Source organism: Holtiella tumoricola (genome assembly GCF_027857615.1).
GTDB classification, from domain to species: domain Bacteria; phylum Bacillota; class Clostridia; order Lachnospirales; family Cellulosilyticaceae; genus Holtiella; species Holtiella tumoricola.
Window position 1 is genome coordinate 60,913 of sequence record NZ_JAQIFT010000059.1, and the last position, 13,103, is coordinate 74,015.

General features: G+C 35.2%; 11 protein-coding genes and 1 riboswitch. Of the genes, 10 read left to right on the forward strand and 1 reads right to left on the reverse strand.

Annotation, left to right across the window (positions count from 1 at the left end; all coding sequences use genetic code 11):
* The first annotated feature begins 13 nt into the window (after positions 1 to 13).
* Positions 14 to 175: riboswitch (M-box (ykoK) riboswitch) on the forward strand.
* 217 nt (positions 176 to 392) lie between these two features.
* The 10 genes from mgtE (at position 393) to PBV87_RS16595 (ending at position 11,186) form a co-directional block, all read left to right on the forward strand.
* Complete coding sequence (gene mgtE / locus PBV87_RS16550; RefSeq protein WP_053984020.1) at positions 393 to 1,736, forward strand: magnesium transporter; 1,344 nt, start codon at positions 393 to 395, stop codon at positions 1,734 to 1,736.
* A gap of 134 nt (positions 1,737 to 1,870) precedes the next feature.
* Positions 1,871 to 2,317, forward strand: coding sequence for a ribonuclease HI (rnhA, locus tag PBV87_RS16555; RefSeq protein WP_271012997.1), 447 nt, complete (start codon positions 1,871 to 1,873; stop codon positions 2,315 to 2,317).
* 9 nt (positions 2,318 to 2,326) lie between these two features.
* Entirely contained in the window at positions 2,327 to 3,274 is a 948-nt protein-coding gene (locus tag PBV87_RS16560; RefSeq protein ID WP_271012998.1) for a DUF7916 family protein, read from the forward strand.
* Between the two features lie 157 nt (positions 3,275 to 3,431).
* Entirely contained in the window at positions 3,432 to 3,809 is a 378-nt protein-coding gene (locus PBV87_RS16565) for a hypothetical protein (protein ID WP_271012999.1), read from the forward strand.
* 93 nt (positions 3,810 to 3,902) lie between these two features.
* Positions 3,903 to 4,724: an Mrp/NBP35 family ATP-binding protein gene (locus tag PBV87_RS16570; RefSeq protein ID WP_271013000.1), complete on the forward strand. Its 822-nt coding sequence runs from the start codon at positions 3,903 to 3,905 to the stop codon at positions 4,722 to 4,724.
* A 41-nt stretch (positions 4,725 to 4,765) separates the two neighbouring features.
* Positions 4,766 to 6,373, forward strand: coding sequence for an aspartate 4-decarboxylase (aspD, locus tag PBV87_RS16575; protein ID WP_271013001.1), 1,608 nt, complete (start codon positions 4,766 to 4,768; stop codon positions 6,371 to 6,373).
* 138 nt (positions 6,374 to 6,511) lie between these two features.
* Positions 6,512 to 7,657: an alanyl-tRNA editing protein gene (locus PBV87_RS16580; protein WP_271013002.1), complete on the forward strand. Its 1,146-nt coding sequence runs from the start codon at positions 6,512 to 6,514 to the stop codon at positions 7,655 to 7,657.
* 70 nt (positions 7,658 to 7,727) lie between these two features.
* Positions 7,728 to 8,411, forward strand: coding sequence for a TIGR00266 family protein (locus tag PBV87_RS16585; protein WP_271013003.1), 684 nt, complete (start codon positions 7,728 to 7,730; stop codon positions 8,409 to 8,411).
* 102 nt (positions 8,412 to 8,513) lie between these two features.
* Positions 8,514 to 9,932, forward strand: a complete 1,419-nt coding sequence (locus PBV87_RS16590) for a L,D-transpeptidase (protein WP_271013004.1) — start codon at positions 8,514 to 8,516, stop codon at positions 9,930 to 9,932.
* 57 nt (positions 9,933 to 9,989) lie between these two features.
* The gene (locus PBV87_RS16595; protein WP_271013005.1) at positions 9,990 to 11,186 is read left to right on the forward strand and encodes an MFS transporter; all 1,197 of its coding nucleotides are present in this window, start codon (positions 9,990 to 9,992) and stop codon (positions 11,184 to 11,186) included.
* 82 nt (positions 11,187 to 11,268) lie between these two features.
* On the opposite strand, the gene PBV87_RS16600 is transcribed toward PBV87_RS16595, so the two are convergent.
* Positions 11,269 to 13,038: an Rqc2 family fibronectin-binding protein gene (locus PBV87_RS16600; protein ID WP_271013006.1), complete on the reverse strand. Its 1,770-nt coding sequence runs from the start codon at positions 13,036 to 13,038 to the stop codon at positions 11,269 to 11,271.
* Positions 13,039 to 13,103: the final 65 nt, after the last annotated feature.

A 13,103-nucleotide genomic window follows, 5' to 3' on the forward strand; every position in this document is an offset into this window, starting at 1 on the left:
ATGAATAAAGAAGAGTGACATTTTTTAGGTGAGGCTCCTATAAAGACACAGGCTGCTGCCCAGAAAAATCTAGAGATTCCAATGGGTGAACAGAAATGATCCACAAGGTTATTTTTAATGTAGCTGACAAATCGTCTACGCTTTATAGTGCTAAAACGTTGTGAAGTCCGTATTTTATGGCTTTTTGCGTCTAGCAAGAAGCCTTTTTTATGTGTCTAGGAAGTTATATAATGAATAAAAATGTTATAGGAATAAGTAGAAGATAAAAGGAGGTGGTATGATTGGATTCGCCAAAGAGTAGCAACGAACAATCGGGAAGTAATCAGATAGACGGGGATGCGGCCAGTCATACCACAGTAGGAACTGGTGCTCCCTGAGAGAGGGGACAGATAATGAAAACAAACATGAGCCAAGAAGAACTTAAAAAGTTTCTTCTTCACGCACCACAAGCAAGAATTATTGAATACATTGAAAATATCCACCCAGTTGATATTTTAGATATCTTAAAAGAAGATGAAGAAAACGGATTAGATATTTTAAGTAGACTACCAGAACATTATATTGCCTCAATTATTGATGAGGCAGAGCCAGAAGAAAAATATAACTTACTTACAAGTTTTAGTGAAAATAGACAACGCAATATTATTGAAGAAATGGCGTCTGATGAGCTTACAGACTTATTAGGAATGCTAGATGAAACACAGGCAAATAAAATCTTAGCGAAGATGACAGAAGAAGATGCAAGAAAAGTACGCCAACTTTTAAGTTACGATCCAGATACTGCAGCAGGGATTATGGCAACAGAGTTTGTTTGTGTTAAAGCTTATATGACAGTAAAACAAACTTTAAGATATTTACAAGATAATAAAGAAGAAATTGATCATGCCTATGACTTATATGTCGTTGATGATTTTGATAAATTAAAAGGAGTTGTAACACTTAAAGAGTTAGTAACAACTCATTTTGATACAACTATAGGGGAAATTTTGCAACCCAATGTAGAGACCATTCCTTTTGATATGGATCAAGAAGAAGTAGGGCATTTATTTGAGAAATATGGTTATTTAACACTACCTGTTGTAGATCGTGTTGGGCGCCTACTTGGTATCGTAACAGTTGATGACGTCATGCAAATCTTACGTGATGAAAATACCGAAGACATCCATAAACTAGGGGGTGTTGGTGAAGGTGAAAAAGTTAATGGTACTTTAAAAGAATCTGTTAAAAGTAGATTGCCTTGGTTATTTGTAAACTTACTCACAGCAATCTTTGCTTCTGCTGTAGTAGGACTTTTTGAAGGAACAATTGAAAAAGTTGTTTCTCTGGCTACTTTTATGCCAATTGTAGCTGGGATGGGTGGTAATGCAGGTACACAAACACTGACTGTTATTGTACGTGGATTGGCACTGGGAGAATTAGATTTAAAACACTTTAAAAAAGCCTTACTTAAAGAACTTGGAATTGGTCTTATTACAGGGGTATCTATTGGTGCTGTTATAGCAGTGCTTGGCTACTTATGGGAAGGTAATATTATATTTGGAGCAGTCATAGGTATTGCTATGATTCTTAACATGATTGTAGCGACATTATCAGGACTTGTTGTGCCGATTGTTCTTAAGAAAATGAAGATAGACCCTGCTTTAGCATCTTCAGTATTTGTAACCACATTTACAGATGTACTTGGTTTCTTCTTCTTCCTTGGGCTTGCGACAGCTTTTATTCATTACCTCGTATAATTTAAAAGAATTTATGATCCCTAGAAGGAATTCTAGGGATTTTGTATTTTATTAGGTGTTTAATTTCAGGGATAAGTTAGATATAATAAAGGTAAATGGACTAAAACTAAATGAGATGAGAAAATAGGTGAACTATGGATAAAATAATCATTTATTGCGATGGTGGATGTCGTGGAAATGGGAAAAATAATAATATAGGTGGATGGGGTGTATATTTAACCTATCAAGATAAAACAAAAGAACTTTATGGTGGAACCCGTGGAACAACCAATAATATTATGGAGCTTACAGCTTGTATAGAAGGTTTACGCGCAGTTAAATGGAAAGATGTACCCATAGAAGTTATGGTAGATAGCGCCTATGTTTTAAATGGGATTACAAGTTGGATTTATAATTGGATGAAAAAAGGCTGGGTGACATCAAAGAAAGAGCCTGTAGAAAATAAAGAACTTTGGCAACAGCTGTATGCGGAAAAACAAAAATTTAAAGATATTAAATTTGTAAAAGTTAAAGGGCACAGTGATAATTTTGGAAATAATAAAGCAGATGCGCTTGCCAATCGTGCAATGGATGAACAATAGGAGGATAAAATGAAAAGAATTTTTGAGCTCACAACTAAAGATATTGAATCACTAAGTAAGAAGGAACTTAAACAGATTATTGCCACATCAGAAGGGCGTACTGTTGTTTCTGAAACGATTGTAAGCTATACCCCTTATATTAGAGAAGTATCTAACTTAGAGCTTGCGGCAAGTTTTGGAGCAGATATGATTACACTCAATACTTTTAATTTTAATGCACCATTTATATGGGGTGTGCATCCGGAAATAGATGCTATGCAAGGAATGGGTGAATTAGTTAAGAAGTTAGAAAAGCAAATTGCAGATAATTTGGTGGATACTGATTATATTCGAAAATTAAAAAAAATGGTGGGTCGCTTAATTGGTGTAAACTTAGAACCGGTGCCAGAAGGAAGCACTTATGAACCAGGCTATTGTTTAAGTCGTGAGAATTTAGAACGTGCTTTAGCCTATGGTTTTGATTATATAGTCCTTACAGGAAATCCGAATACAGGTGTAACCCATGAAACTATTTGTGAAGGTATTAAGCTAGCTAAAGAGGTATTGGGAGAAGAAGTTTTAATTATTGCAGGTAAAATGCATGGCGCAGGTAGTGGTAACTTATATGATGTAGCTTGTGTGAAGGATTTTGTAGAGTGTGGTGCAGATATTGTACTTTTCCCGGCGCCAGGTACAGTGCCAGGGTTTGATTTAGAACTAGCAAAGCAAATGACAAATACGATTCATGAAGCGGGTGCATTGGCAATGACAACAATAGGCACTTCACAAGAGGGATCAAGTGAAAGTGTGATTGAGCAAATGGCACTCCTTTCAAAAATGGCAGGTGCAGATATTCAACACATTGGAGATTGCGGTACCTTTGGTATGGCACTTCCAGAAAATATTAAGACACTCTCTATTGCTATACGTGGCATTCGTCATACTTATAGACGTATGGCACAATCTATTTTAAGATAAAGTGAACCACATCAAAAATTTCTTTTGCAGGAGAAAAGTTTTGATGTGGTTTTTATTTGCTTAAAAGGATTCAAAAAAGATGTTTGACAAATAGATGAAAGTTAGACATAATGGATAGAAATGAATAGACATAATATATGAATAAGGGGGCGCAAACATGGCACAAATAGGCGTGTTTTTTTGTCAACAAGACGATATTTTAACTAAAAAATACGACAGACAGCAAGGAACCATTCAAGGTGTTTTCTATAATCCACCAGAAGGACATGACCGTGTATGGCGTAATGAGTTTGAAGCCAAATTCAATGAAAAATATGATTTTTGGCCAAGAGGTCGTGTAGCTTATAATACCAATAGTAAACAATATGTCATCTATTATGATAAATGTCTTAAGGAAGATGTGTTAGATAAAGTACGCCAATCTTTTGAAATAGAGAGCAATGAAGTACGTTTTGTTGTAGATGAATATTATAGCTGTAATGCATGTAGTCATAAATGGGTAGATGATGATGAAATGCTGTATGATAGTTTTTAATAATAAATTAATTACATCTTTTTAAATAGGTTTGACAGTTGAGAATAAGAGACCTAGAATAAAAAAGAAACATAAAATACGAGGTGATTAAAGATGTCAAATTGTAGTAGTTGTCCAAGTCATGGTTCATGCAACAAAAGTGAATCATCTTGTCAAATAGAATTAAATACACATGGTAGTATTAAAAAGATTATTGGTGTCATGAGTGGTAAAGGTGGCGTTGGTAAATCTACAATGTCTGTATTACTTGCAAAAACACTTGCTAGCCAAGGTCATAAAGTGGGTATTATGGATGCTGATATTACAGGACCAAGTATACCAAGACTTTTACACATTAAAGAAGCTAATGTTAGAACAGAAGGTGAATTAATTTACCCAGTTGAAACAGAGGAAGGCATTCGTGTGATGTCTGTTAATCTTCTTATGGAAGATGAAAATCAACCAGTTATCTGGAGAGGTCCAGTGATTGCAGGTGCAGTTAAACAATTTTATCAAGATGTTGTATGGGGAGATTTAGATTACTTAGTAATCGATATGCCACCAGGAACAGGTGATGTTGCTCTTACAACAATGCAATCTATTCCAATGACTGGTGTTGTCATGATTTCTACACCACAAGATATGGTTTCTATGATTGTATCTAAGGCTATTAACATGACACGTAAAATGAATGTACCTATTATTGGGGTTATTGAAAATATGAGCTATATCCTTTGCCCAGATTGTAGCAAGAAAATTAGAATGTTTAATCAAGAGGGTATGGATCAATTCTTCAAGGAGATGGATGTTGAACTTTTAGGTGAACTTCCAATGACACAAACTGTTGGAAACTTATCTATGGAAAAAACAACTCAGTATGAAGAAGAAGTACAAAAAGTATTAGATTATACAACAAATAAAATTAATCAATTATAAAGTGTAAGCTTTTTGCGGGAAGAACACTAGGAGGTCACATCATGTCTTGTCCAACAAGAGGAGAAGTAGAGTCGTTATACGATAAAATTAGCGGCTTTGAATTTAAGGAAATTTTAATCAACATTGCTAAAAGTTCAAAAGAAAAACAACCTATTTTAGATGCAGGAAGAGGGAATCCAAACTGGACTGCTACTCTTCCAAGACAAGCTTTCTTTGCTTTTGGCCAATTTGCAGTACTTGAAACACAACGTACATGGCAAGAAGAAAACTTAGCAGGGATGCCAAGCCGAGATGGTATTGGCGCCCGACTTACTCGCTTTTTAAGTGCATACCCAGATCGTAAAGTTGCAGGTTTTATCCGTGAGTTTGTAGATTATGGTGTTAAAACATTAGGATTTAAGGAAGAGGCTTGGATTCATGAGTTAGCCCATGGGATTATTGGAGATCAATATCCGTTTCCAGATCGTTCTTTAGTACATATTGAAAAGCTTGTAAAAGCCTATTTACTTAAAGAACTCTGTCCTAATAGAGAAATTGAAGGTAAGTTTGATATGTTTAGTGTGGAAGGTGGCGCAGCAGGAATGTGTTATTTATTTGATTCTCTGATGCATAATCATCTTTTACATAAAGGGGATAAAATTGCACTTATGACCCCTATTTTTACACCATACTTAGAAATACCAGAACTTCCAGATTACGAGTTTGAAACCATCTATATTCGTGCAACTGAAGTTGAAGAAGATGGTCATACAAGTATGCAATATACAAAAGAAGCACTTGATCAGCTTAAAGATAATGAGGTAAAAGCAGTCTTTATTGTTAATCCAAACAATCCACTTTCTATTGCATTAAGTGGAACAAGTAAGCAATACCTTATTGATCTTGTCAAAAATGACCGTCCAGATCTAATGATTGTGACAGACGATGTGTATAGTACTTTTGTACCTCAATTTTGTTCTTTACTAGCAGATTTACCTTATAATACACTTTGCATTTACTCATTCTCAAAATACTTTGGTGTAACAGGCTGGAGACTTGGGACAGTACTCTTACATGAGCGTAATGTTTTTGATGATCAAATTAAAAAATTACAACCATGGGAACATGAAGAGTTAGAAAAACGTTATACATCACTTGGTACACATGCCTGTGATGTAAAGTTTATTGATCGTATGGTAGCAGACAGTCGTCTTGTTGCCCTTAATCATACAGCAGGACTTTCTACACCGCAACAAGTACAGATGGCTTTCTTTAGCGGTTTTGCGCTTCTAGATGAAGGTGACCATTATAAGAAGCTTACAAGACGTATTTGTAAAAAACGTAAACGCACTCTTTATGAAGGGATGCAACGTGTAATAAAAAAAGATCCTTATGATGCATACTACTACACAGAAGTTAATCTCAAGGAGTGGTTAGTAGAGGAATGGGGACAAGAAGTAGCAGATGCTGTTATTTCACGCTATAAATGTGTAGATTTCCTTTATGAATTAGCACATCAACATAATGTGATTTTGCTTGCAGCTGATGGTTTTGCATCCTCTAAGTGGGGTGTGCGTGTATCTTTAGCTAACTTAGATGAAGGTGCCTATTTAAGAATTGGACGTGCAATGTATAAAGTATTAAATCAATGGGTAAAAGAAGTTAAATAGAATATAAAAAAGAGCTATTACACAGTGAAATGTAATAGCTCTTTTTGTATTGAGAGTATGAATGAGGTAGAACTGTTATATTTATACATAGACGAAATAATTAGCTTGGATTAAAATAAATTTAATGGAGGTGTACAGATGACGCATTTAATTTATTATAAAAAGCCTTATGAGATGGCTTTTAAGGCAAAAGTTATAAAATGTATAGAAAGTGAAGCAGGCTATTGTGTATTGCTCGATCAAACAGCATTTTTCCCTGGAGGAGGTGGGCAACCAGCAGACCAAGGGATTTTGAATGGATTGCCAGTAGTTAAGCTTCTAGAAGAAGAGGAGCATATTTATCATATTGTAGGGGAACCACTAGAAGTAGGACAAGAGGTAGAAGGCATTGTGGACGCAAAGAGACGACGTGACTTTATGCAGCAACATAGCGGAGAACATATTGTCTCTGGTCTTATTCATAAACTCTATGGCTATAACAATGTAGGTTTTAGTCTTGGAGAAGAAAAGATGACAGCAGACTTTGATGGTGTACTCACCAAAGAGCAAGTAGAAGAAGTTGAGCGGTTAGCCAATGAAGCAGTCTATCAAAATATTCCTATACAAGGAAAAGGCTATACACAACAAGAAATTGAAACGATTCCATATCGCTCTAAAAAGAGATTAGAAGGAATCATTCGCTTAGTAGATATTGAAGGATATGACTGTTGTGCGTGCTGCGGTGTACATGTTGAAACAACAGGTGAAATTGGTGTAATCAAAATAATAACAGCCGATAAGCATAGAAGTGGAACCAGGTTGACCTTATTATGTGGGGGGCGTGCTTTAAAAGATTATCAACTAAAAAATAATCAAGTTTATGCTCTAATGGATAAATTGTCTGTTAAGAGCGAAGAAGTGGTAGAGGGAGTTTGTCGTCTCGTGGAAGAAAAAGAGGACTTAAAGCAACAAGTTGCTAAACTTAAGCGTCAAGTGTTTGAAACTAAAATGGCCCAAGTAGACCTTCAGGAACCTTTATGTACCCTTGAAGAAGCAACACCTTTTGAATTACGCCTTTTTGCAAGTATATGGATGGAGCGTTCTACAGCGCCATGTTTATTACTTACCTGTGATGAGAAAGGTTATAAATATGCATTGGGTGGACCGAGTGAACTTGTAGGCGGTTGGGCGAAAACGCTTAATAGTCAGTTTAAAGGTAAAGGTGGAGGGAGAGAAATTTGCCAAGGAACACTTGAAGGAAGTTATGAAGCAATTAAAGAAGCGTATTTAAAAGTTATTTCTTAATAAATCTTAAGTTGCATGGAGAAATAGACGGCTGTATAATAAACATGAAATGAGATAAAGGGGGAATAATATGGAGTATCGTGTTTTTGGAGATGATTTACCAGCGGTATCAGTAAAACTTAATTCAGGCGAAAGTATTTATACACAATCTGGTGGCATGGCTTGGATGGATGATGGTATTGTCATGGATACCAATGTAAAAGGTGGTCTTATGAAAGGGATTGGTCGTATGTTTTCAGGGGAATCCTTATTTATGGCGACTTATACTTCTAGAAAGCCTGATGCGGAAATCGTATTTGCTTCAACTTTTCCTGGTAAAATTTTAGCTTTAGAAGTAGATGGTTCAAAAGAATACATTTGCCAAAAAAGTGCTTTCCTATGTGGAACAACGGGTGTGGAATTAGGTGTGGAATTTACAAAACGTTTCTCAGCAGGTATGTTTGGTGGAGAGGGATTTATTCTCCAACGTATTAGTGGACATGGAATGGTGTTTTTAGAAGTTGCAGGGAGTGTTGTAAGACGTGACTTAGCACCGGGTGAAGTTGTAAAAGTTGATACAGGAAATGTAGTTGGTTTTGAACGTGGTGTACGTTATGAAATTGAGACAGTTAAAGGGTTTAAGAATATCTTCTTTGGTGGAGAAGGGCTCTTTTTAACAAAACTAACAGGCCCGGGGACAATATGGCTTCAAACGATTACAATGCAAAACTTTGCGAGTCGTATTATACCATTCATACCAACATCAGGAAATTAAATAATAAATAGAAGTGTTCTTGCATTTTAAAATGTAAGAGCGCTTTTTTTTGTATGTTTAGATAGGCAATCGGGCAACATAAAAGAAAAAACGAGGAATGAGATGATGAGACGCCCAAATTTTTTTATCTTAATTATATGCATTATTGGGCTAAGTTGTAATGTCTTATATGGTGAGGAACTAAAAGGCTTTGATACAAACTTAGTAATCGGACACTTAGTAGAGAGTGGACAAACTTTAAAGTTTAAAGAGGAAACATTTAGCTTATATGAGGTCAATGAAACAACCCTTCTACCTATAGAAACACTCCTTACAATAGGGGTTAAGTTTGACCAAATAGGAGACACATTAGTGTTTTCTAGATTAGGTAAGGAAGAAACTTTAGCAGAAATTGTACCTTATAGTGGAACTGAGGTTGATGTCAGACTTGGTGAGCAGCCTATTTTAATAGGGTACATACCGACGTATCATATAAAAGTAGAGAAGACTATCATGATTCCTGTAGAGACACTTGGGGTACTTTATGATTTAACGGCAACATCGGATGGCTATAGGTTAGAAGAGCCAGTATACAGTGAAGCAAACTATTTGAAAATTTTAAATGGGTCCATTGTTAACTGCTCAGCGTATCCTATTTATTTTGATTATATTGATATGTATTGGGATGGTGAAAACTTTATTGATCTTTATATGAAAAATCAAGTTTTACCCCCTAGATGTGAGAAAAAGATAGAGATACAACCCACTATAGAAGGTAAGGCGGTCATCTATCTTAATACCTATATAGAAACCATACAAGATTTCCAGATGCCTTCTCCAGAAAGCTATGGGCAAAGGCCTATTCCTCTTTATAATGGTTATATGAAGGTAAAGCGTATTAAAGCTTTAGAAAAAATTTTTCCTAAATTTAAAGTGACAGCTAAAATAAACTATAAAGTAGGCCAGTTTGAAAATGGTGAAGAAGTAGAACTTTGGAGAAGTGAGAAAGGTCAGTATCACGTTATATTAGATGAAAAGGGGAAAAAAGTAACAGTCCCTTTAGGAAGCATTACAATTATAGGAGATAATGGACAGTGGCTTAGAGAAGCAACACAAAAGGAGTTAGAAGACTATGTGAATCTTAAAGATTATGAAAGTCAAACAGAGTATTTACTTTGGACAGACCTTTTAAGACAACGTACCTATGCCTTTAAGGGAGAAAAAAATCAATGGGAACTTGTTAAAGTGATGAAATGTTCAACAGGTAAAGATAAAAGTTTAACGCCATCAGGACATTTTGAGATAGAATATAAAGTACCTTACTTTGGTATGGAAAAGGGCTATCGTTGTAAAAATGCTTCTGTTATATTTAGAGATTATATGTATCACTCTATTTTATTTGATAAAACAGGAGAGTATGTTAAATCAGGACTTTATCAGTTAGGAAGTCGTGTATCTCATGGCTGTATTCGCTTATCTGAAGAAGATAGTGGTTGGATCTATAAAAATATTCCTGAAAAAACAAAAGTATATATTGAATAAAGGTAGATGACCTTGCTACAATAGAAGGGACTATCATTAGAATTGAAGGAATAAACAATGGACAGATTAATTCAAACAGAAGAAAAAGCGAATAGGAAGCAAATACACATTTTGCTCATTTTAAATTTATTTATTATGGCTGCATTTAATATGGCTCATCCTGTAACGCCAAAGTTAATTAATGAAAATGGTTTTCCAAGCTATATGTTTGGTGTTTTCTTTGCCTTAATGGCAGTTGCAAACTATGTCATGTCTCCTGTATGGGGCTCTTTATCCGATCAAAAAGGGAGAAAGAAATTTCTTATTTTAGGTGTCATAGGATATGGACTCAGTCAATGGGGATTTGGACTTAGTCATCAAATTTTACCGATTATGATTTTTAGATTGGTAGGAGGTACATTTTCTATTTGTTATATAACAACAGCATTAGCTTATTTAACAGACTTAACGAGCCCTAAAGAACGTATGCGTTATTTATCGTATTACACAGCCACACTCTCACTAGGGGCTTCAATAGGATCGCTATTAGGTGGATTTATTGGACAAAATAATTACCAATATACATTTTTAGCACAAGGGAGCTTTTGTTTTGTATTAGCACTTGTACTCATTCCATTTATTTATCAAAAGGCAACTAAAAGTGAAAAGCATGAAAAGATAGTGATCTACTTAGAACACTTAAAGCCACGTAGAACGACATTAGATTACCATTCGGCTATAGGTATATTGATTGTAGTTATGGCACTTATTAATATGACCACAACATCTTATAACTCAACCATTAATTATTATATTGAATCAGTACTAAATATGCCAAGTACAGTAAATGGACTTGTACTGGCTATAGCAGGCGTTATTGGACTTATTATGAATGTCTTTATAGGTCCATGGCTTAGTACGAAAGTAGCGGAGAAAACACTTATTCGTTACACAACATGCTTAACAGGTATATTTTTAATTATAGCAAGTCTTGTAAGCTCTATGGTAGTAGCACTTCTTTGCCTCGTAGGATTTGTAGCTGTGAGTGCACTTGTTATGCCTATTCAACAAAGTATGGTTTCTAAGTTAGCAGATAAAGACTATGGAACAGTAATGGGTGTTCAAGGTTCAGCTAAAGCCTTAGGGATGGTCATAGGTTCACTTGTCTCAGGATTTATTTTTGGAATTGGCCCTAAACTACCTTTTGTTTTTGCAGGTATAGCCTCTATTTTAGCATTTGTCATTCTTGGTAGGTTTAAAGAAGGAAATAAATAAATTTTCACTTAAATAAAAGTCCTATAGAACACAGGAGAAATACCTGCTTCTATAGGACTTTTATTTAAGTGATGGATAAGGTTTATTTTCCTTGAATCCCTTTTTCTAAAGATTTAATGAGTTTTTCATCTGGTGTGACATAAACTGTATTAAAGTTTGTGTAGATAACCATACCAGGTTTCGCATTTGGAACCTTTTTAACATTTTTACGGTAGGTATAATCAATGGCTACATTGCTAGAGAATTTAGCTTTACTAAAGTAAGCAGCAAGCATAGCAGCTTCAATCAGCGTCACATCATTTGGTGCTTCACCAGGATTTAATTTAATAATAACGTGTGAACCAGGACCATCTTTAATGTGCAACCACATATCTGTTGTTTTAGCAAATTTCATAGTCAATTCATCATTTTGATAGTTGTTTTTACCTACATAGATAGTATGACCTTCACTAGATTCAAAGTGCATATAAGGAATGACATTTTTAGGCACTTTTGTTTTGGCTACCTTACGTTTTTTGAGGTAACCCATTTCAATCAGTTCTAAGCGCAGTCCATCAATATCTGCTTGTGTCTGAAGGAAATCTAATGAGACAAGCACAGAATTTAAATAGTCCAGTTCTTCATTAATATGTTCTAATTGCTCATGAGCTGCAACTAGTGTACGCTTAGCTTTATTATAGTGTTTAAAGTATTTTTGGGCGTTTTCAATAGCTGTTAACTGTGGATCTAATGGAATCTCAATCATCTCATAGTTTTCGCTATAGTAGTTTGCAGTTTCAAAAGACTTAGCACCTGCAGGGACTTGGAACGAATAAGCTGTAAGGAGCTCGCCGTAAATTTTATAAATCTCTGCATCTTCACTACTTTCAATGGCTTTTTCTTGAATAGCTTTTTTACGTACATTACGCTCAATAAAGTTTAAAAGTAACTTTTTAATATCTGCTGTTTTTTGTGAGACAACAGAGCGTGTGGATTGATCATAGTAGAAATGTTCTAGAAGTTCTGATAAGCTCGGGTAAGTTTCACTTTTAGGGAAAGACTCGCTAAGTGGGAAACTATAAAAATCTACGCTATGGTCTGTTTCATCTAAGAAAAGGGTTGGCACAAATTCATGTTTTTTAACACCGTCCATAAAGTTTTTCATAACTTTATAGAGTTTTAGGCTTTCTTCAGATGATAAGAGATTACAAAGGGTTTCATCTTTCATACCAGCCGCATGGCAAAGTGCATGACTAACCATTGGACTTAATCCTTGATACGTTGTATAAAGTGCTTTAAAGAGGGGCACTTCTAAACTGTTAAGATGGTCTATAAAGCTTTCTTTTGTTAAAGCACTTGGATCAAGTTTGGTTTGATTATTAGGGTGAAAATAAGGTTTTCCAGGTAAAAGTTCACGCATACTACTTTGTAAGGCTGAAATATGTTTGATACTATCAATGATTGTACCATCAGCTTTAGTTAAAATAATATTACTGTGTCTTCCCATCATTTCGATAATAAGGCGTTTATTTTCGCGGTCACCTAATTCATTTGTAGCTTCAATGTCTAGCTGAACGATACGTTCAAAACCAGGTTGAGAGACATTCATAATTCGACCACTAGAAAGATGTTTGCGAAGAAGCATACAAAACATAGGTGGTGTATTAGAAGTGTTCTTAACACGTGTTGTAAGGTGAATACGAGGGTAGTTACTTCCAGCAGTTAAAAAAAGTTTTAAAGCTTCTTTTTGGTTACGTACAGAGAGTAAGAGCTCGTCCTTTTCAGGTTGATAAATTTTATCGATACGCCCACCAATAAGGGCTTCTTGAAGTTCAGAGACGATGTGAGATACAACAATGCCGTCTAATGCCATAATAGGACCTCCTTTAATTAATACCCGAAGTATAGCATAATTTTTTTGAAAATAGAAGTAAGGTA

Coding starts and splice junctions, on each gene's coding strand:
- rnhA (WP_271012997.1), top strand. CDS start 1,871: ATGGATAAAATAATCATTTATTGCGATGGTGGATGTCGTGGAAATGGG.
- PBV87_RS16580 (WP_271013002.1), top strand. CDS start 6,512: ATGACGCATTTAATTTATTATAAAAAGCCTTATGAGATGGCTTTTAAG.
- PBV87_RS16570 (WP_271013000.1), top strand. CDS start 3,903: ATGTCAAATTGTAGTAGTTGTCCAAGTCATGGTTCATGCAACAAAAGT.
- PBV87_RS16595 (WP_271013005.1), top strand. CDS start 9,990: ATGGACAGATTAATTCAAACAGAAGAAAAAGCGAATAGGAAGCAAATA.
- PBV87_RS16585 (WP_271013003.1), top strand. CDS start 7,728: ATGGAGTATCGTGTTTTTGGAGATGATTTACCAGCGGTATCAGTAAAA.
- PBV87_RS16560 (WP_271012998.1), top strand. CDS start 2,327: ATGAAAAGAATTTTTGAGCTCACAACTAAAGATATTGAATCACTAAGT.
- aspD (WP_271013001.1), top strand. CDS start 4,766: ATGTCTTGTCCAACAAGAGGAGAAGTAGAGTCGTTATACGATAAAATT.
- mgtE (WP_053984020.1), top strand. CDS start 393: ATGAAAACAAACATGAGCCAAGAAGAACTTAAAAAGTTTCTTCTTCAC.
- PBV87_RS16590 (WP_271013004.1), top strand. CDS start 8,514: ATGATGAGACGCCCAAATTTTTTTATCTTAATTATATGCATTATTGGG.
- PBV87_RS16600 (WP_271013006.1), bottom strand. CDS start 13,038: ATGGCATTAGACGGCATTGTTGTATCTCACATCGTCTCTGAACTTCAA.
- PBV87_RS16565 (WP_271012999.1), top strand. CDS start 3,432: ATGGCACAAATAGGCGTGTTTTTTTGTCAACAAGACGATATTTTAACT.